Annotated in this window: 19 protein-coding genes and 2 pseudogenes; 20 read left to right on the forward strand and 1 reads right to left on the reverse strand. The window is 36.1% G+C overall.

The genetic code is table 11. The annotated features are described in order from the left end of the window. Positions 1–13 precede the first annotated feature (13 nt). The 7 genes and pseudogenes from greA (at position 14) to ACZ47B_RS10250 (ending at position 6088) form a co-directional block, all read left to right on the forward strand. Positions 14–481, forward strand: a complete 468-nt coding sequence (gene greA, locus ACZ47B_RS10220; protein WP_464894429.1) for a transcription elongation factor GreA — start codon at positions 14–16, stop codon at positions 479–481. Between the two features lie 46 nt (positions 482–527). Next, entirely contained in the window at positions 528–1544 is a 1017-nt protein-coding gene (gene argC / locus ACZ47B_RS10225) for an N-acetyl-gamma-glutamyl-phosphate reductase (RefSeq protein ID WP_464894430.1), read from the forward strand. Further along, on the forward strand, positions 1534–2265 hold the full coding sequence (locus ACZ47B_RS10230; protein WP_464894431.1) for a UDP-2,3-diacylglucosamine diphosphatase: 732 nt from the start codon (positions 1534–1536) through the stop codon (positions 2263–2265). Before argC ends, ACZ47B_RS10230 begins: the two co-directional genes overlap by 11 nt. Positions 2266–2330: 65 nt before the next feature. Continuing rightward, complete coding sequence (locus ACZ47B_RS10235; RefSeq protein ID WP_464895730.1) at positions 2331–3248, forward strand: chemotaxis protein CheW; 918 nt, start codon at positions 2331–2333, stop codon at positions 3246–3248. Further along, positions 3248–3638 (forward strand): annotated as a pseudogene (locus ACZ47B_RS10240) (Hpt domain-containing protein); the annotation flags it as partial. The gene ACZ47B_RS10235 and the pseudogene ACZ47B_RS10240, both read left to right, overlap by 1 nt. 314 nt (positions 3639–3952) lie before the next feature. Further along, positions 3953–5578: pseudogene (locus ACZ47B_RS10245) on the forward strand (hybrid sensor histidine kinase/response regulator); the annotation flags it as partial. Between the two features lie 3 nt (positions 5579–5581). Further along, the gene (locus ACZ47B_RS10250) at positions 5582–6088 is read left to right on the forward strand and encodes a chemotaxis protein CheW (protein ID WP_464894432.1); all 507 of its coding nucleotides are present in this window, start codon (positions 5582–5584) and stop codon (positions 6086–6088) included. Here ACZ47B_RS10250 and ACZ47B_RS10255 read toward each other — a convergent pair. Beyond that, positions 6071–6991 (reverse strand): methylenetetrahydrofolate reductase, encoded by a 921-nt coding sequence (locus ACZ47B_RS10255; protein ID WP_464894433.1) that lies wholly within the window; start codon positions 6989–6991, stop codon positions 6071–6073. The two genes, ACZ47B_RS10250 and ACZ47B_RS10255, sit on opposite strands and share 18 nt — an antisense overlap. Before the next feature lie 71 nt (positions 6992–7062). On the opposite strand from ACZ47B_RS10255, the gene serB reads away from it, so the two are divergent. From serB to dxs, 13 genes are all read left to right on the forward strand, one after another. After that, entirely contained in the window at positions 7063–7683 is a 621-nt protein-coding gene (gene serB / locus ACZ47B_RS10260) for a phosphoserine phosphatase SerB (RefSeq protein WP_464894434.1), read from the forward strand. Then, a complete protein-coding gene (locus ACZ47B_RS10265; RefSeq protein WP_464894435.1) occupies positions 7683–8687 on the forward strand; it encodes a transaldolase in 1005 nt (334 codons plus the stop codon). Before serB ends, ACZ47B_RS10265 begins: the two co-directional genes overlap by 1 nt. Positions 8688–8697: 10 nt before the next feature. Further along, positions 8698–9855 (forward strand): type IV pilus twitching motility protein PilT, encoded by a 1158-nt coding sequence (locus ACZ47B_RS10270; protein WP_464894436.1) that lies wholly within the window; start codon positions 8698–8700, stop codon positions 9853–9855. A gap of 51 nt (positions 9856–9906) precedes the next feature. After that, the gene (locus tag ACZ47B_RS10275; RefSeq protein WP_464894437.1) at positions 9907–10443 is read left to right on the forward strand and encodes a 50S ribosomal protein L25/general stress protein Ctc; all 537 of its coding nucleotides are present in this window, start codon (positions 9907–9909) and stop codon (positions 10441–10443) included. Then, positions 10443–11006 (forward strand): aminoacyl-tRNA hydrolase, encoded by a 564-nt coding sequence (pth, locus tag ACZ47B_RS10280; RefSeq protein WP_464894438.1) that lies wholly within the window; start codon positions 10443–10445, stop codon positions 11004–11006. The genes ACZ47B_RS10275 and pth overlap by 1 nt, the downstream gene beginning before the upstream one ends. Beyond that, a complete protein-coding gene (locus ACZ47B_RS10285; protein ID WP_464894439.1) occupies positions 11007–12074 on the forward strand; it encodes an LptF/LptG family permease in 1068 nt (355 codons plus the stop codon). It begins immediately after the preceding gene. 53 nt (positions 12075–12127) lie between these two features. After that, positions 12128–13330, forward strand: coding sequence for a diaminopimelate decarboxylase (gene lysA, locus ACZ47B_RS10290; protein WP_464894440.1), 1203 nt, complete (start codon positions 12128–12130; stop codon positions 13328–13330). Then, the gene (pheA, locus tag ACZ47B_RS10295; RefSeq protein WP_464894441.1) at positions 13330–14394 is read left to right on the forward strand and encodes a prephenate dehydratase; all 1065 of its coding nucleotides are present in this window, start codon (positions 13330–13332) and stop codon (positions 14392–14394) included. The genes lysA and pheA overlap by 1 nt, the downstream gene beginning before the upstream one ends. A 103-nt stretch (positions 14395–14497) precedes the next feature. Further along, positions 14498–15604: a histidinol-phosphate transaminase gene (gene hisC, locus ACZ47B_RS10300; RefSeq protein ID WP_464894442.1), complete on the forward strand. Its 1107-nt coding sequence runs from the start codon at positions 14498–14500 to the stop codon at positions 15602–15604. Positions 15605–15606: 2 nt separating this feature from the next. Beyond that, entirely contained in the window at positions 15607–17328 is a 1722-nt protein-coding gene (fliF, locus tag ACZ47B_RS10305; RefSeq protein WP_464894443.1) for a flagellar basal-body MS-ring/collar protein FliF, read from the forward strand. Next, the gene (gene fliG / locus ACZ47B_RS10310) at positions 17325–18353 is read left to right on the forward strand and encodes a flagellar motor switch protein FliG (RefSeq protein ID WP_464894444.1); all 1029 of its coding nucleotides are present in this window, start codon (positions 17325–17327) and stop codon (positions 18351–18353) included. Before fliF ends, fliG begins: the two co-directional genes overlap by 4 nt. Positions 18354–18361: 8 nt before the next feature. Continuing rightward, a complete protein-coding gene (gene fliH, locus ACZ47B_RS10315; protein ID WP_464894445.1) occupies positions 18362–19144 on the forward strand; it encodes a flagellar assembly protein FliH in 783 nt (260 codons plus the stop codon). After that, positions 19141–20958 carry a 1-deoxy-D-xylulose-5-phosphate synthase gene (gene dxs, locus ACZ47B_RS10320; protein ID WP_464894446.1) on the forward strand — a complete coding sequence of 606 codons (1818 nt, stop codon included), beginning with the start codon at positions 19141–19143 and terminating at the stop codon, positions 20956–20958. Before fliH ends, dxs begins: the two co-directional genes overlap by 4 nt. The last annotated feature ends 154 nt before the right edge of the window (positions 20959–21112 follow it).

Genomic DNA, 21112 nt, shown 5'->3' on the forward strand with positions numbered 1-21112 from the left:
GAGTATAATCTAAATGCAAAAAGAACCCATTACCAAAGAGGGATATGATAAACTTATAGCTGAAGTACAGGATTTACAAAAAGTACAAAGACCGCAGACCGTTATAGAGATAGATATTGCAAGAAGTCATGGGGATTTGAAAGAAAATGCCGAGTACCATGCGGCCAAAGAGAGACTTGCTTTCATAGAAGCAAGGATTCACGAGCTTAGCACTTACCTGGCAAAAACCCAGGTTGTAGATCCGACACAGTATGATCATGATAAAGTTAGATTTGGATCGACCGTAACTTTGGAAGATTTGGACAGTGGTGAAGAAGTAACATACAAGATAGTCGGAAGTTATGAAAGTTCGCCTGAAAATGGACTCATCTCATACAATTCTCCTCTTACCAAACAGCTTCTTGGAAAAGAAGAGGGCGATGAAGTGGTTATGCAGCTACCATCGGGTAAAAAAGAGTATGAAATCATAGAGATAAACTAAAAATGAAAAATTTTGGTTTTGGTATCATTATAAAGGGTATACGAGAATGAAAAAGATAAATGTCGCTGTTATAGGTGCTAGTGGTTTTACCGGACTTGAGCTTATAAAGATACTTATAAATCATCCTGGATTTGAGCTTTCTTATGTGGCAAACAGCGAGGGTGGTATGAGCTTGGATGAACTTCATCCCGCCTTGAAAGGTATTTTCGATATAGGGATAAAAAAAGCCGATGCAAAAGAAGTTGCAAAATCAGCAGAACTTGCATTTTTGGCTCTTCCTCATAAAACCGCGATGGGATTTACCAAAGAGTTACTTAAGCTTGGTGTAAAAGTAGTGGATCTTTCAGCTGATTACAGGCTTGAACTGGATACTTATGAAAAGTATTACTGTGAACATATAGACAAAGAGCATTTGAAAGAAGCCGTCTACGGTCTTCCGGAATTTTTCAGGGATAAGATAAAAGAAGCAAGGCTTGTAGCAAACCCCGGATGCTATCCTACCGCATCACTGCTTGGCATACTTCCTTTTTGCAAGTTCATAGATGATAAAACCCCTGTTTTTATAGATGCAAAAAGCGGAGTCAGCGGAGCGGGAAAAAAATGTACAGACAAAACACATTTTGTCTCGATAGATGAAAATGTCTTTGCATACAATCCTTTGACACACAGGCATGAACCCGAAATAAAAGAGAAAATGAAAATCATATCGGATGGCATCAACTTCGATGTCAATTTCGTCCCCCATCTTTTACCTTTGATAAGAGGTGAAATGTGCGATATTTATACTGTTTTAAAAGAAGATATAGAGCCTGTATCTTATCTAAAAGAGTTTTACAAAGATGAAAAATTCATCCGTATTTTTGATGAACCTGTTCAAATGAAGTCTGCCGCAGGTACGAATTTTTGTGATATATTTGTCAAAAAATCAGGCCGCAAACTCTATATCTGTTCGGCAATAGACAATATACTAAAAGGCTCATCCTCCGGTGCCGTTGTCAATGCCAATATAATGAGCGGTTTTGAAGAAGATATGGGAATACCCACTATAGCTTATGTTCCCTAACAAGATAAAAGAGGGCGCTGTTTTTGTAGCAGATGCACATATCAATGAAGAAAGAGAGGATTTTTTTAATTTTTTAAGAAGTATTGAAAAAGAGGATATAAAAACTCCTCAACTTTTTTTGATGGGTGATATATTTGACCTTTTGGTCGGAAATGTAAAATATACTTATAAAATCAATCAAAAATATATCGACTTGATAAATGAAATTTCAAAAAAGATAGAAGTTTTTTACTTTGAAGGAAATCATGACTTCAACTTAAAAAAAGTATTTCCCAATGCCAAAGTTTTCTCTTTCAGTGAACAACCGGTTCTTTTTAAAATGGGAGATAGTGATATATTACTTTTACATGGAGACAAAGCAACTCCTTTTGCTTATATTCTTTATACAACTATAATCCGCTCAAAAACTACCTTATCTGTCATTTCGACCATAGACAATTTATCAAATGGGTTCATATCCAAAAAAATTATAAATTCTCAATACAAAAAAAATATATGCAAAAAAATAAAAAATTTCAAAGAAATAATTACTCAAAGAGTGAGCAAATTCTCCGTTCTCCGTTCTCCGTTCTCCATTATCATCGAGGGTCACTTCCATCAGGATGTAACATTTGATTTAAAAGAAGATATAAAATATATAAATATCCCTTCTTTTGCGTGCAATAAAAGTTTTATTATTGTACAATCACATTTAGAGTTTAAAAAAACAGAGTTCAAATAGATTTGTCCTTAAAAAGGAGATATTAAGTGAAAAAACAAGATGTATTGCAGGTAGGTTCCAATGAGATGGAACTTGTTGACTTTCGTATATTTAAAAAAGACGGTGATAAAGTATATGAAGGTATATACGGAGTAAATGTCGTTAAGGTCCGAGAAATCATAAAAATACCAAATATTACTGAAATTCCCAATGTCCCTGAATTTGTCGAGGGAATTTTTGATCTTAGGGGTGTTGTGATACCGGTTATAAATCTGGCAAAATGGATGGGCATAGAAGTACCGGAAGATTTGGATATAAAGCCAAGGGTTTTGATAGCCGAATTCAACGGGATGCTTATAGGCTTTATAGTGCATGAAGCAAAAAGAATCAGAAGAATAAGCTGGGAGGATATAGAATCAGCCAGTTTTTCAATGGGTAACGGAGTTTTGGACAAAGCTCAGATAACAGGGGTTACCAGGATAGAAAATGATGAAGTTCTTTTGATACTCGACCTTGAAACGATAATGGAGGAACTTGGTATCTACCAACCCAATATCGACCTAGAGGACGGTCTTATAGATCAGTTGGGCGGTTTGGCGCTGATAGTCGATGATAGCAGTACCGCTAGAAAACTTATGAAAGATGCTTTAATTAAAATGGGTATGAAGCCCATCGAAGCCAAAGATGGTGTTAATGCTCTTGAAAAACTTGAAGAGTTGTACAATGTATATGGAGATAGTATAACAAATGAGTTGAAGATCATCATAAGTGATGTCGAAATGCCACAGATGGACGGTTTCCACTTTGCGGCAAAATTGAAAGATGATGATAGATTTAAAGATATACCTCTTATATTCAACTCCTCTATAAGTGATCACTTTAGCGAGATTAGAGGAAAAGAGGCCGGTGGAGAGGCGTATCTTACGAAGTTTGACGCACCTGAATTTTACAGTGAAATCTCAAGAGTCGTCAAATCTCATATCAATGGTAAAAGGGAAGCGTAATGGATGATATGCAAGAAATATTGGAAGATTTTTTAATAGAAGCATTCGAGCTTATAGAACAGCTTGACCAGGACTTGGTAGAACTTGAAAACAATCCGGAGGATTTGGAGCTTTTAAACTCGATTTTTAGAGTAGCACACACTATTAAAGGATCGAGCTCTTTTCTCAATCTTGATACTTTAACCGAACTGACTCATCATATGGAGGATGTTTTAAACAAAGCTAGAAAAGGTGAGCTTAGCATCACGCCTGTTGTCATGGATACAGTTTTGGAATCCATCGATATGATGAAAGCACTGCTTTACAGTGTAAGAGATACGGGAAGTGATCAAAATGATGATATAGTTATAGGTCCGGTTTGTGCCAAGCTTGATGCTATATCAAAAGGTCAAGAGATAGAAGAAGTTCAAGAAGAGAGCGAAGATAAAAGCGAAGAAGAGCAAGCCACTGGGGAAGAGCAAAAAGAGGAAGAGAGCGAGGAAGAGCCGGATTATTCCGATATGAGCGATGAAGAGGTTGAAGCTGAGATAGAAAGGCTTTTGCAAGAAAAAAGAGAAGAAAAAAAGAAAAAGAAAAAAGAAAAAAAATCTGAGCCAAAAGAGGAGAAGAAAGAGGAATCTCCAAAAAAAGAAACACCTAAAAAAGAGCCTCAAAAACCAAAAAAAGCCGCATCGGCACCGGTTAAAAAGAGCAGCGGAAGCACACTGGAGCAAACCATAAGAGTCGAAGTAAAAAGACTCGATCATCTTATGAATCTTATCGGCGAGCTTGTTCTTGGAAAAAACAGACTTTTAAAAATCTATGATGATGTCGAAGAGAGGTATGAAGGAGAAAAGTTTCTTGAAGAGTTAAACCAGGTTGTCTCTTCGGTTTCTATCGTTACAACTGATCTGCAGATAGCTGTTATGAAGACGAGAATGTTGCCAATCGCTAAAGTATTTAACAAGTTCCCAAGAATGGTAAGAGACTTGTCCCGTGAACTTGGAAAAAACATAGAACTGAAGATTTCAGGCGAAGAGACAGAACTTGACAAGTCGATCATAGAAGAGATAGGAGATCCTTTAGTTCACATCATTAGAAATTCATGTGATCATGGTATAGAAGATGCTGAGACTAGACTGGCCATGGGCAAACCTGAACACGGAACCATAGAGTTAAAAGCTTACAATGAAGGAAACTCCATAGTTATAGAAGTTGTTGATGACGGAAGAGGGCTAGATCCTGACATGCTTATCCAAAAGTCTTTGGAAAAAGGTATCATAACCGAAAGAGAAGCGGACAATCTCACTGACAAAGAAGCTTTTGCCCTCATATTTAAACCGGGATTTTCTACTGCGGCATCAGTCACAAACGTATCCGGCCGAGGGGTTGGGATGGATGTTGTAAAGACTAACATAGAAAAATTAAACGGTATCATCGATATAGACAGTGAAAAAGGCAAAGGTACTATCATAAAACTGAAAATTCCTTTGACATTGGCTATCATCCAGGCACTTTTGGTAGGTGCACAGGAAGAGTATTTTGCCATACCGTTATCTTCCGTTCTTGAAACGGTAAGAGTACCGGCAGAAGAGATATACTCCATAGAAGGTAAAGATGTACTAAGACTAAGAGAAGAAATACTTCCTCTTGTCAGACTCTCTGATGTATTTGGTATAGAAGAAGTATTTGACAGTGGAGAAAATCTTTACATAGTGGTCATAGCTTTGGCAGAGTCAAAATTAGGCGTTATAGTTGATACTCTTGTTGGACAAGAAGAGATAGTTATCAAGTCTCTTGGAGATTATCTACAAGGTATAAAAGGCATAGCGGGTGCGACTATAAGAGGAGATGGAAGAGTTACATTAATTGTGGATGTCGGAGCTTTGATGGAGCTTGCCAAAGAGACTAGCAGCAGTATAAAAAAGATAAGTGAAGCTCAGGAAAGTTCTGCCAAGAAAGAGCCGGGAGATTATAATGTGCTTATAGTCGATGACAGTAAAACCGATAGAACTATCATGCAAAAAGCATTGGAGCCTCTGGGAGTGAGTACGACTGAAGCGACAAACGGTGTAGAAGCACTTCAGCTTTTGAAATCCGGTGAGAAAAATTTTGATATAGTTTTGATCGATATCGAGATGCCAAGAATGGATGGTTACACACTAGCAGGAGAGATAAGGAAGTATTCAAGATACAAGTATCTTCCTTTGGTAGCGGTTACTTCAAGAACTTCAAAATCTGATAGGATGAGAGGCGTAGAGGTAGGCATGACAGAGTATATAACCAAACCTTACTCTTTGGAGTATTTGGCAAATGTCGTCAAGAAAAATTTAAAACTTCCTATGGAGTAAAAAATGAGTGAAAAGTTAAAATCTATACTGCAAAAACAGCAGGAACAGCAAAATAGCGATGAAAACAAAGAGAGTGAAAATATCATTCAACTAGTGGGTTTTATAGTTGGAAATGAAGAGTTGGCGGTTCCGATACTAAATATTCAGGAAATTATCAAACCCATAGAGTGCACTAAAGTACCTAGTGTACCTGATTATGTTCTTGGGGTATTTAACCTAAGAGGCAGCATCTTGCCTCTAATTGATCTTAGAAGAAAATTTGGCCTTCCGCCCATCCCTCAAAATGAAGACACAAGATATATAGTTATAAAAACTGAGAACAATGAAGCGGGTTTTGTCATAGACAGATTGACAAAAGCCATCAGAATAGAGCAGTCAAATATAGAAACTCCGCCTGAAACTTTTCATAAAGAAGAAGGAAGCAACAATATGATCTTTGGAATCGGAAAGATGGAGGATAGTATAGTTACCATTTTAAATGTCAATGCTCTTTTAAAGAGAGACTTCTAAAATATTTGCAATCAATTCAAAGTGGTTCGCCGACATCAGGTGAACCCTTTTTCCTGCTTTATAAATATCCTCAAAAGCTCTTTTGCTAAGTTCAAGTCCTACTTTAAACTCTTCTTCAGGTGATTTTTCTTTTGCAATTAAAAGTTTTTCCATCCAAGAAAGCGGGACATAGATACCAGGAACATGCGAATTTAAAAACTGGGCAGTTCTTAGTCTTGTTATAGGGAAAAATCCTAGCACCATAACAGGATCGTTTTCTAAAAATTCAGTATCTTTTTTAGCTTCGTTAAAAGTATCCAAAAGCATTTTTGCATTTTCTTTGTCATATACAGGCTGAGTTATGATGGCACTTGCTCCGTGAGAGAGCTTTAGTCTTAAATTTTTATATATTGTTTTATTGCTTTTTGCATATGCATTTGTAACCGAGAAAGGGAATATTTTTTTAGGAGCTATCTTGAAAGGTTTTCCGGAGTAATCAATACCGGAATTGAAACACTTGATCATATCCAAAAGAAGCGTACTTCTTCCCTCGTTTACTGCCTTTGCATTTGGCTGGTCACTTGATCTGGCCGGATCACCGGTAAGTGCTAAAACAACTCTAAGATCAAAGTCGTTCATCCCCAAAAGATCTGACTGGAGTGCTATCTTGTTTCTGTCTCTCATGCTCATAGTGGTAATGCAGGTTTTTTTAAAAGTCTGTTGGATCTTGAGTGCGGAGAACATGGAGTCATACTTCAATCTTGCAAGAGGGTTATCAGTAGTGCTAAAGCCATCCACAACGCTATCTAAATTAAATTTTTTTATGTTTTTTATGATGCTGTCAAGATTTGGAGCATGAGGAGGAGTTACTTCCAAACTTAAAAAATTACCGCTATGTAGTTTATTTATAAAACTCTCTGTCATATTTAACCCATTTCTTACATATTTTTTTGTATTATATCGTAGATTTAACGATAATATTCTTAAGGTACAAAATGAAACTGTGTGTATTTGATTTTGATTCTACTTTGATGGATGGAGAAACTATCGATTTTTTAGCCGATGAATTGGGGCTTAAAGAGAAAGTTTCCACCATTACCGCAAGAGCCATGGCCGGTGAACTTGACTTTTTTGAAAGCCTTGTTGAGAGAGTAGGACTCTTAAAAGGACTTAAAGCATCGAAAGTCGATGAGATATGTCACTCACTTCCCTTTATGAAAGGAGCGAAAGAGATCATACAAGAATTGAAAAAAAGAGGTTATATAGTCGTGGTATTTAGCGGTGGATTTAGAAATGCGACTGATTATGCCAAAGATATTTTGGGTTTTGATACTTCTTTTGCCAACATACTTCACAGTAAAGACGGCGTTTTAAGTGGTCAGGTGGGGGGAGATATGATGTTTGGTTTTAGCAAAGGTGATATGTTAAAAAGACTTCAGCTTATCATGCAGATAAAAAAAGAGGATACCATGGTAGTCGGAGATGGCGCAAATGATCTGTCTATGTTCAAATATGCAAAAACAAAGATAGCTTTTTGTGCAAATGATATACTTAAAAAAGAGGCGAATTGTCTGATAGAAAAAAAAGATTTAAGAGAAATATTGGGAGTAATATAATGTTTAATGAAAAGATAAAATTTTCTTTATGGTGTGATTTTATAGAAAGAAGTTTTTTAGAGAATGATTTTCAAAAAATCATTGAAAATGGTGTCGTAAACGGTGCGACCAGTAATCCTGCCATATTTAAACAGGCAATTTTAAAGTCAAAAGTTTATAAAGATGAGATTAGAAAACTTTCATCATTATCTCCAAAAGAGATATATGAGGAGATTGCATGTGAAGATATAAGAAAAGCTGCGGATATACTTGATCCGCTGTATCAAAAAGGTGATGACGGTTTTATAAGTATCGAGATCGATCCTAGACTTTGTGATGATGCCAAAGGAAGTATAGAAGAGGGAAAGCGTCTTTATAAAAAAATCGGCAAAAAAAATGTCATGATCAAAGTCCCTGCAACTCAAGCCGGATATGAGATAGTAGAAGAGTTGATAGCTGAGGGTATCAATGTAAACATCACTCTTATATTTTCTCCCAATCAGACAAAATCATCCCTGCAGGCCATTAGAAAAGCTCATCAAAGGCTTAAAAAGGGTATTGAATTCCCGCAAATCGTTTTAAGTGTTTTTGTAAGCAGATTCGATAGAAAATTAGATGGCATATTGTCGGGAAAAAATATAAAAACTTCCCTAACCGGTATCTATAATGCTTCGAAGATATACAATATGATCGAAAGCCAAAATATCATAAACACAAGGACTCTTTTTGCAAGTACGGGGGTAAAAGGCGAGGGGTTGGAGTCGGATTATTACATCAAAGAGTTACTCTATCCAAATGCCATCAATACAGCTCCTCTAAAAACCATAGAAGCATTTTTGAATGCAGATGGAGTTGTACCTAAAGCTACAGTGTCAAACGCCCTCATAGACGAATACTTCAAAGTACTTAAAAATCAGGGAATCGATATGGAAAAAGTTTATGATGAGTTGATGAGTGAAGGGATTGAAGCGTTCAAGATCGCTTTTAATGAAATACTTGAGGGTATAGAGAGACAAAAGATATAAAGGATTTTGCATGAATAGCAGCAATGTTGAGGTAGATGTAAAAAGTTTGACATTTGAAATGACCAAAAGACTCAAAGTCTATCTGGCTAAACTGGTTGAAAAAAGAGGAAGTGACCTTCATATCAAATCAAATGCTCCGGTAAGAGGAAGAGTGATGGGAGATATAGTAGTGATTTCGCCTGATATATTGCTCAAAGAAGACACTCTTATGCTTGCCAAAGAACTGCTTAGAAGCAGATTTAAAGAGCTAGTTGAGAAAAAAAGTGTGGACTTTACCTTTAAGCTAAATGAGTACTATAACTTCAGGGCAAATATATTTTTTCAAATGGATGGAATATCTTGTGTGTTCAGGACTATCCCTACTAGGATACCTACTATAAAATCTCTAAGACTTCCAAAGGTCGTGTATGATTTTTGTTCATTGAACAGAGGTCTGGTTTTGGTTACAGGACCTACCGGAAGTGGTAAAACGACAACACTTGCTTCGATTATCAATGAGATAAACCAAAAAAGAAATAAACACATCATTACGATCGAGGATCCTATCGAGTTTGTTTTTAAAGATAATAAATGTATAGTCAACCAAAGAGCCATAGGTCAAGATGCTTTATCTTTTTCAGATGCCTTGAGAGCTGCACTTAGGGAAGATCCAGATATCATACTTGTCGGAGAGCTTAGAGATATGGAAACGATAGAGACTGCCATTCATGCGGCTGAAACCGGCCATCTTGTTCTTTCCACCCTTCATACCATAGATGCAAAGGAGACCATAGGAAGGCTTATCAATATGTTCCCGGGAAATGAACAAAACAGAGTGAAACTCTCTTTAGCATCCGTTTTGCAAGGAGTACTTTCTCAACGACTTATAAAAAGAGTTGATGGTGGAAGGGTCGCGGCAGTTGAAATCATGGTGAAAAATGCCAGAATAGAGTCACTTATACTTGAAGACAGGGAAAATGAAATACCTGATGCCATAAGAGATGGAAAAGGGACTTATAAAACCCAGACTTTTGATCAAGCTTTACTCGATCTATACAAAGCTGGAATCATCACTAAAAAAGAAGCTTTCTTGAACGCAACCAACAGAAATGACTTGAAGCTTCAAATGGATATGTTTGAAGATGAAAAATTAGGTGAAGATGGATTTAAGATAGGGATTAAGAAGTAGGTAAGGTGATTTTAGATAAAATCACACCCTAAAATTTTAAAAAGGAAAGAGATGTTAGAAGGTATAATTAGAGATAGTATCGGTAAAAAGGCTACAAAAGCCCTAAGACGAGATGGTTATCTAATTGCTAATATATATGGCAAAGGGATAGAAAATATAAACGCTGCTTTTAAAAAGAATGAGTTTATAAAAGCGGTAAGAAACAAAACTCATCTGCTGCTTGATATAAAAGTAGGAGATAAAGAGTTAAAAGTAGCAATACAAGAGTATCAAAAAGACCCTGTTACAAACGACCTTTTACATGTTGATTTGAAAGTTGCAACTCCAGGAGTCGTATCTAAGTTTATGATACCGGTAAAGACTACCGGCCTTGCAAAAGGTATTAAGGATAGGGGCGTATTGATGGTTTCTAAAAAGAGGCTGAAAGTAAAATGTACTCCTGAAAATATTCCAGATAGTTTTACACTGGATGTAACAAATCTTGGTGTCGGGGATTCTATATTGGTTAGAGATATGCAAATTCCTGAAAATGTAGAAATGATGGAAGCTGACAGAATCGCAGTAGTCGGAGTTATAAAAGCTAAATAATGACTTTAGTCGTCGGTTTGGGAAACCCCGAACCTGCCTATAAAAACAATAGACACAATATTGGATTTATGGTTATAGATAGTTTTATCTCTAACCTAAATCCAACCAAGATCAACAAAAGCTCTTTTGGCGCCGAGCTATATAAAACTTCAAAAACCCTCTTTTTAAAACCTCTTACCTATATGAACAATTCAGGACTGAGTGTAGTTACCGTAATGAAATACTTCGATGTAAAAAAAGTAATTGTTATACATGATGACCTCGAGATACCTTTTGGGACTCTGCGCATAAAACATGGTGGAGGCAATGGAGGGCACAACGGACTAAAATCCATAGATGCACATATTTCAAATGATTATGATAGAATTAGAATCGGGATTTCAAAACCCAAAAACAAAGAAGATATAGTGCATTACGTGCTTAGTGATTTTTCTAAAAAAGAAAAAGAGTGTCTTTCTGTAGTCATATCATATGCCAAAGAGGCATTGGAGTACCTTTTGGACCACAGTGCATATGAAGCCGCAAGCAGGTACAATATCAAAAAAAGTTTATGTGAGAATTAAATGATAAGTTTGAAGATTTACCAAAAGTATATATCGCTTATTTATATCAAAAACTTTTTTGTAATATTTTTCGCTCTACAGTTTTTTTATCTGGGTATTGATTTGATGCAACACTTTAAAAATCTTCCAAATTCCGCAAATATGCAGATACTTTATGCGTGGTATACTTTTTTGAATGCGATAAACTTCACTCTCCCGCTCTCCTTGGTATTTGCCATGATAATGTCAAAATTCAATCTTATAAGAACAAATGAACTTATAGCTATGTATGCTTCGGGAATCTCTAAAAATTCATTGATAAAGCCAATATTTTTTACCTCGGTTCTTGTAACGGTTATGTATATAGCTTTAAATTTTACAAATTTTACATACTCAAGAGAATATGCATACAATATCTTGAACCACTCCAGTCTGTCAAATTTATCAAAAGATCTCTTTTTGAAATACAATAACAATTATATCTATATAGAAAAACTCGACCCTTTTAAAAAGAAAGCATACGGCATAAGAATATTTAAGGTCGAAAAAGGTGATTTGAGATTGATAACAAAAGCAAAAAGTGCAGATTTTGTTAAAGAGTACTGGATTTTAAATGATATCCAAATCACGCGCAAACCTTCCATAGATGAGAAAAATGCAAAATTGACAAAGATATCCTACAATCATTACAAAACCCTAAAAGGGTTTAAACCTAAAATCATAGAAAATGTATATGAAGGAAAAAACAGTTTCTCCATAAAAGATGCTTACCAGGCTATCAAGCTTTTCTTGTCCCAAAACGTCAATATATCAAAGATAAAAGCGTCGCTTTTTGCTATGCTTGTTTTTCCTTTTTTCGCTCCGCTTTTAAATATGATAATGTTTTATTATCTACCCGTAAGTAACAGATTTTTCAACCTTGCATTTGCCAGCTCGATTTTTCTTTTTGCTTCACTGATAGTATGGGCGATACTTTTTATGCTTATAAAAATGTCCGTAAACGGTGTGGTAAATCCCGAACTTGGCATAATACTCCCAATTTTTTTCTTAAGTTCTTTTGCCATATATCTTTACACAAAAAATAGATAATTTATCTTTTTTTTGATATAATCTATAATTCTACTAAGATATAAGGTTGTTTAATGATAAACTTCAAGGAATTATCCAAAAAGTACCAAACCCCGTTGTATGTGTATGATTTTGAAAATATAAAAAAGAATTATTTGGAATTGAAAAATGCTTTTAAAGCCAGAAAGTCTTTGGTGTGTTACGCTGTAAAAGCAAACTCAAACCTTTCAGTCTTAAAGCTTTTAGCCGAGCTTGAAGCAGGAGCAGACTGTGTTTCGATGGGCGAAGTAAAAAGAGCGTTGTATGCCGGTATCCCAAAGTATAAGATCATATTCAGTGGAGTGGGCAAAAAAGATGATGAGATCGAAGAGGCGATTCTAAGAGATATTTTGATGATAAACATAGAAAGTGAAGCTGAATTTGACAGAGTGGAACTCATAGCGGCAAAACTTTCACAAAAAGCAAGAATCAGTATAAGGGTCAATCCAAACATAGATGCAAAAACCCATCCTTACATATCCACAGGTCTTAATGAAAACAAATTTGGCATAGATATAGAGAATGCAAAAAAACTTTATGTAAGAGCTAAAAATTCGAACTATATAGAACCTATCGGTATCCATTTTCATATAGGAAGCCAATTAACAGACTTAAAACCCATAGAAGATGCAAGTAAAATCGTAGCTTCCATGATGAAACAGCTTAAAGTTTTGGATATAGATATAAAATTTTTTGATATTGGCGGAGGCATTGGTATACGCTATGATAATGAGCAAACGATAAAACCTTATGACTATGTACAGACGGTGTTATCGACATTGAAAGGTACGGATGTGACCGTAGTTTGTGAGCCGGGACGTTATATCGTGGGTGAAAGCGGGTATTTTTTGACCACGGTGTTGTATGAAAAAGATAATTTTACAAAGAGATTTGTTATCGTTGACGGTGGCATGAACGATCTTCTTAGACCATCACTTTACAAGGCTTACCATTCCATCGAAGCTGTAGGGGTTAGAGGGGAAGTTAGCAAGTGTGATGTTGTAGGTCCGGTTTGTGAAAGTGGTGATTTTTTTGCAAAAGATATAGAGCTTCCAAAATTAAAAAACGGTGATCTCTTGGTTATAAAAAGTGCCGGAGCGTACGGGTTTACTATGAGTAGCAATTATAACAGCAGGGGAAGAGCGGCTGAGGTCGCCATAGAAGACGGCATGGACAGACTCATAAGAAGACGGGAGAATTTTGAAGATTTGATAAGATTGGAAAAAGAGTATCTGTAATGGATTTAAACAAACTAAGAGAACAAATCGACACTATAGATGACAAGATACTCAATCTTCTTGAAGAGAGGATGCAAATAGTAAAAAGTGTCGGCGAATTCAAGCACAAAGTAGGTGGAGCCATATACAGGCCTGAAAGAGAACAGGAGATCATTTCAAGACTGAAAGGCCAAAAAAAGGGTGTTATAAGTGACGATGCCATAGAGGCGATATTCCTTGAGATATTTGCTGCAAGCAGAAATCTTGAACTTCCTGAAAGAGTGGCATATCTTGGACCAAAAGGAAGTTTTACGCACCAAGTGGCTGAAAGCAGATTTGGGGCATATGCGGATTATCTCTCTCTAAGTGGGATCGAGTCTATATTTAAGATACTTGAAAACAAAGAGGCAAAGTATGGAGTTGTACCCATAGAGAACAATACCGATGGCATAGTCGGTGTCACACTTGATTGCCTTGGGAAGTATAATTCTAAAATCGTAGCGGAAGTTGTCATGGATATACATCATTCGTTCGCTTCTTTAAATGACTCGCTAGAGGGTATAAAAAGGATATACTCTCATCCTCAGGGGTATAATCAGTGCAGGATTTTTCTTGAAGAGCATATGCTTTTGGATTTGGAATTTATACCTACCAAATCAACTGCCGAAGCTGCCCAAAAAGCTTTGAAAGATCCATCCTCAGCAGCAATTTGTTCCAAGATAGCAGCTAAAATGTACCAACTGCCGATACTTTTTGAAAAGATTGAAGACAATCTTGCCAATAAGACCAGATTTTTGATCTTAAGTGATTTTAAAAACGATAGAGCCAAGAAAAACAAAACTTCAATTTTAGCTAAAACTGAAGATAAACCGGGAGGTTTGGTCAAGTTTTTGCAGAAATTCGAAGAAGAAAAGATAAATCTTACCAAAATCGAGTCAAGACCGCTTAAAAACAGTAGTTTCGAGACTGTATTTTATCTTGATTTTGAAGGATATATTGATGATGAAAATGTCCAACGAGTATTAAGAAGCGATTATGATATAAAATGGCTTGGAAGTTATGCCACGGTAGGAGAGAATGAGTAGATGGGAGTATGGGTGAATGAGTAGATGAGTGAAATATAAAAACTTTACCCATATACTCATACTCCCATTCTCTCATCTACCAATATAAAAGGAGATCTAATAAGTGAATTTTAATGAAGAATTGAAAAGTATAAAAAACTACAGTGCCGGAAAGCCGATAGAGCTTGTTGTCAGAGAATACGGCATAGAACCAAAAGATGTCATAAAACTTGCAAGCAATGAAAATCCATACGGCAGTAGCCCAAAAGTTGTAGAGGCTGTCAGAGAAATATGCGATAAAATGTATCTTTATCCTGATGATAGTATGTTTGAACTAAAAGAGGGGCTTTCAAAAAGATTTGGTGTAAAAAAAGAGCAGATCATCATAGGTGCGGGAAGTGATCAGATACTTGAGTTTGCCACAAGGGCAAAGGCAAATAAGCAAAACAGTGTCTTGATGGCAAAAACGACATTTGCAATGTATGAGATATATGCAAAAGCGGTAGGAACAAAGATATTAAAAACACCAAGCCACCAGCACAACCTCAATGAATTTTTAGATATTTACAAGAAAAACGATGATATATCCATCATATTTTTGTGTATGCCCAACAACCCTCTTGGAGAAACCGTCAAAAAAAGTGATATTTACGAATTTTTATCAAAGATAGACAAAGATACTTTGGTTGTAGTTGACGGAGCTTATCAGGAGTTTGCCTCATATAAAGACAAAGATATGAAAATAGATCCAAAAGATGTAACTGATAAATTTTCAAATGTTTTATATCTTGGCACTTTTTCAAAAGCTTACGGACTGGGAGGGATGAGAGTCGGGTACGGTATCGCCGGTAATCAAATCATTGAAAATCTGATGAAGTTAAGACCGCCTTTTAATATAACGACACTTAGCCTAAAAGCGGCAATTGAAGCTTTGAAAGATGATGATTTTGTGGAAAATTCCATCAAAAACAGTTTCATCCAAATGAAAAGATATGAAAGATTTGCACAAGAGCATGGTATAGAATTTATACCAAGTTATACAAATTTTATAACTTTTTTACTCGAAGATAAAAAAAATTCTACGGAAATTTCTAATTCTTTATTAAAAAAAGGTATAATAATAAGAGATTTGAAAGCTTATGGCTTAAATGCAGTCAGGATAACAATTGGCAAAGAAAATGAAAATGATAAATTTTTCGAAATTTTTTCATCAGTTTATAACGCAGGATAGTAATGGACTTTAAGGTACTTTTTCAGCAAATTACCGACACTATACAAAAGCTGACTCTTAAACAAAAGGGTGTTATAGCCGCTTCTCTTGTAGCTCTTGTGGGTTTTTTGGTATTTTTGGTTTTATATAACGGCAAGACCGGCAGTAGCGGTTATAGTGTACTCTTTGACAAGATTTCCCCATCTGATTCGGCTTTGATCATTCAACAACTTGAAAAAGATAATGTACCATACAAGATCATAAATGAAGGTACCATAGAAGTACCAAGCAATGTTGTTTATAAAGAGAGGATCGCTATCGCCGCTAAAGGGATACCAAAAGACGGTAAAGTAGGATTTGAGCTTTTTGACAAGCAAAATTTTGGTAGTACGGATTTTGAACAGAAAATTAAATATCTAAGAGCTTTGGAAGGCGAGTTATCAAGAACCGTCGAAGGACTTGAACCTATAGAAAAAGCCGATGTTCACATAGCTTTGCCAAAAGATAGTGTTTTTACGCAAAACAGTGTGCCGCCCACTGCATCCGTTGTGGTACATTTAAAACCTTTGACAAAACTTTCCAACAAACAGATAGCGGGTATTAAAAACCTTATAGCTTCTTCCGTTTCAAAAATGAAGCCGGAAAATGTGAAAGTCATAGATCCAAACGGCGTTACTCTTGGTAACAATGAAAATGAATTTGACTCCGATGCCATAAAGGCCCAAATACATTATAAAAATAGTTTTGAAACATCGTATGAAAATAAAATAGAAAAAGTTTTAGCTCCGATTGTAGGCGGAACAGATAAAGTGGTCGCAAGAGTGAGTATGGACTTTGACTTCAACAGAAAAAGTGAAGTAAGTGAAGTATATGATCCAAACTCTGTTCCAAGAAGCGAGCAAAGCGAAGAGATAAAAAAAGAGGGCTTTTCATCTGCATCAACCGGTGGAGTACCAGGTGCCGTAAGCAATATAGGACCTGTCCAGGGAGTTGAAAAAGGTAAAGGTTCCAAAGAGACATATACCAAAAGTACTACTACAACAAATTATGAAATATCTAAAAAAGTCTTAAAATCAAAAGGGGAATTTGCTACTTTAAAAAGAGTGACCGCAGCTGTTGTAGTGGATGGAAAATACATAGATAAAAAAGATAAAGACGGTAAAGTGACAGGCAAGGAATTTGTCCCGCTTTCACCCAAAGAGATAGCACAGATAAAAAGTATAGTGGAACAAACCATAGGGTTCGATAAAAAAAGAGGTGATGAGGTAACCGTAAGCAGTTTTGAATTCAAGCCTTTATCAAGTAACGGCGAAGCTCCTATAACAAAAACTTTCGTAGATAAATTCGATCTTTATATATCACCTGTTATTCCTATCATAAAATTTTTGATAGCAGCTATCTTGATATTTGTATTCTATAAAAAAGTTATCGTTCCATTTTCGCAAAAAATGCTTGAAGAGACATTTGAGGACCATGAAGAGAGCATTCAAAAACAGGTTGTCGAAGAAGAAGAGAGTGCGGAAGATACACTTGATAAATTTAGGGAAATGAAAAAGAAAGTGGAAGAACAGCTTGGAATCGAAGGGGAATTCAACGAAGAAGAGGTCAAATATGATGTCTTGCTTGACAAATTGAAAGAGTTGGTTGACAGCAAAAGTGAAGATGTTGCAAATATCATAGAATCCCTGTTTAAAAGTGAAAGAGATATATCTCTAAAATCGGCTGCAGGAAAGGAAAACAGTTGATAAAATTAACAAAAGAACAGCAAGCGGTTTATGATAATCTTACAATGGCTGAAAAAATCGCCATATTTTTGATACAGCTTGGAGAGGATGCTACAGCCAATCTCTTTTCAAATATGGATATAGAGACTATAACTGAAATTTCCAAGTATATAGCAAGGGCAAGAGATATAGATAAACAGATAGCAACTGCCATACTTGAAGAATTTTATGCAATATTCCAATCCAATCAATACATAAGAAGCGGCGGTATGGAGTATGCAAAAGATATACTTTACAGAACTTTGGGTCCTGATGAGGCGCAGAAAGTACTTGATAGCTTATCCAAATCCATAGACAGTGCACAAAGTTTCAGTTATCTAGACCAAGTCAAACCTCAACAGTTGGCTGACTTCATTATAAATGAGCACCCCCAGACTATAGCTTTGATACTTGCACATATGGATCCTGCCAATGCAGCTGAAACCATCAGCTTTTTCCCGGATGAATTAAGAAGTGAAGTTACCATAAGAATGGCGAATTTGGGCGATATATCACCATCAATCATAAAAAGAGTTTCTACTATTCTAGAAAGCAAGCTTGAATCTCTAACATCTTACAAAGTTGAAGTCGGAGGCCCAAGAGCGGTCGCCGAGATCCTCAACCGCCTTGGACAAAAAGCCGCCAAGTCGACTCTTGGTCTTATAGAACAGGCTGATGACAAACTCGCAACAACCATCAAAGATATGATGTTTACTTTTGAAGATATCACAAAGATGGATAACAATGGCATAAGAGAGATACTCAAAGTTGCCGATAAAAAAGATCTGATGATAGCTCTAAAGGGAGCACCCGATGAGTTACGTGATAAATTCCTAGGCAATATGTCACAAAGAGCCCAGGATGCATTTTTGGAAGAGATGCAGTTTTTAGGAGCTGTTAGAGTCAAAGATGTGGAAGAAGCTCAAAGAAAGATAGTAGAAGAGGTGCAAAAACTTGCCGAGCAGGGCGTCATTCAAATCGGCGAATCAGATGAAATGATAGAGTAGGAGTTATCATGGAAAATGTTATCGACTCTAAGTCTATATCCAATCATGTGGTGCAAAAATATAATTTTAAGATCCTAAGCTCAGCTACATCAAAAGAAGAACATTTAGCAGAAGAAAAACAAGAAACCATAGAAAATAGCGAAGACAGAACCACTCAAGATATACAGAATGAAGCTCCTGTAGAAGTCAAGGATGATTTTATAGCGGAACTTCTGGAAAAAAGCGACAAAATGTCCAGCGAGCTTGTAAAACTGCAAATGCAGATAGAAGATGGGCAAAAAGAGTTTGAAGCTAGACTTGCCAAAACAAAAGAGGAATCTTATGAAAAAGGCAAGGAAGATGGATACAATCAGGCAAAAAAAGAGTACGAAGAAGAGTATGAAGCACTTAAAAAACAGTATATAAGTTCTATTTCAAAACTGGATGAAACGGTTGATGAGTGTAAAAAATATATGGATGAATTAAAAAATGAATTGGCTGAAACTTCTTTGGAAATTGCCAGAGAAGTAGTTTTGAAAGAGGTATCGGCAAATTCAAAAGATATAGCATTGGCTCTCGCAAAAAAACTGATGCAGGATTTAAAAAGCGCAAACAAGATAGAGATAAAAACAAACCCTAAAGATTTTGAGTATTTAAAAGAGAACTTCAAAGATATGCAAAATATTACAGTTTCTCCGGATGAAGCTATAAACGAGGGGGGAGTCGTGCTTATCAGTGATATAGGCAATGTTGACGGAGATATAAAAACCAGAATAGAAAAGGCTAAACAGATCATAATGGTAAAACAATGAATTTGAAAGATAAAAATATAGAAGAGTTGAAAGAGTTAAGTGTAAGCTTGAGAGATCAAATCTTGCAAACCGTCAGTAAAAATGGAGGGCATTTAAGCTCTCCCATAGGCGCAGTTGATCTGATAGTAGGAATGCATTATGTGTTTGACGCTAAAAAAGATCCTTTTATATTTGATGTATCACATCAGGCATATGCTCATAAACTCTTAACTGATAGAGAAAAAGAGTTTGATACTCTAAGGCAGTTTGGGGGCATAAGTGGCTACACAAAGCCTTCTGAATCCCCATATGACTACTTTGTGGCAGGACATAGCTCTACATCCATATCCTTAGCTGTAGGTGCTGCAAAGGCGATAAGATTAAAACAAGAAGAGAGAACCCCTATAGCTTTTATAGGGGATGGTTCTATGAGTGCCGGGATGGTTTATGAAGCACTTAACGAGCTAGGTGATAAAAAATATCATGTTGTTATCATTTTGAATGATAATGAAATGAGTATAGCCAAGCCTATAGGTGCTATAAGCAAGTATCTTTCCAAAAAAATGGCTGAAAACTCATATCAGAGATTTAGAAAATTTACCGAAAAGATACTTGATCATTTTCCGGAATCCGCTTCATATATGGCAAAAAAAATGGAAGATTGGCTAAAACTCATAACTCCCGGAATGCTTTTTGAAGAGCTTGGGATCGATTATATAGGACCGATTGACGGTCATAACATAGAAGAGATCATTGAAACTTTAAAAGTAGCCAAAGAGTTTGACGGCCCGGTCATAGTGCATGCTCAAACACTAAAAGGAAAAGGATACTCCAAAGCTGAAGGGTACTATGAAAACTGGCATGGTGTAGGACCGTTTGATCTTAAAAGTGGAGAACCGCTGAAGAAAAAAGGTAAAGCAAATGCTACAAAACTTTTTAGTGATGCGCTTTGTGCGTTGGCAGGCAAACATGAAAATATCGTAGGTGTAACAGCTGCTATGCCAAGCGGAACGGGACTTAAAAAATGTATGGAAACATATCCGGACAGATTTTGGGATGTGGCTATAGCCGAGCAGCATGCCGTCACCTCCATGGCAGCCTTGGCAAAAGAGGGATTTAAGCCGTACATTGCCATATACTCCACTTTTTTACAAAGAGCTTACGATCAAGTCATTCATGACTGCTGTTTGATGGCACTACCTGTTGTGTTTGCGATAGATAGGGCAGGAATTGTAGGAGAAGACGGAGAAACTCATCAGGGACTTTTTGACATATCATACTTGAGGACTCTTCCAAATATGACACTTTTTGCTCCTAGAGATGAAAAAAGTATGAAATATGCGGTAGAATTTGCATATCAAATGAAAACTCCATGTGCTTTTAGGTATCCAAGAGGTGAATTTTTGGATAGCTCAAAATACCAGGCACAACCTTACGAGTATGGAAAATCACAACTTCTAAAAGATGGTAGAGATATGCTTTTCATAGGATATGGAAATGGAGTGGGAAGAGCTTGTCAAACAGCAGAATGTCTTAAAGAAGATTTTGAACCGGCTATTTTGGATCTTGTATTTGCCAAGCCGCTTGATGAGGATAAACTTCTTGAATTATCAAAAGAGTATAAAATATGGTATATATTTAGCGACAGTATGAAAAAAGGTGGAATCTACTCTGCGATTTTAGAATTTTTAAACGATAAAGATATACATGATATAAAAGTTACAAGTTTTGAATATGAAGATAGATTTATAGAACACGGAAACACTAAAAAAGTAGAAGAGAGCCTTGGACTTTTGCCGGAACAATTAGCGGAAGTTGTGAGTTGTGAAACTTGACAACATAATAATAAATATAATGATAATTTTAAGTATATTATTACAAAAAATTTGGATTAATGATAATTGCAGTATTAAACCTCTTTTTAATAATCTTGTAAGTTTTGAGATTTTTGGTCAATGTAACTTTTGCTTGCTTGAAGAAATAAATATT

The organism is Thiofractor thiocamini, from assembly GCF_055384375.1.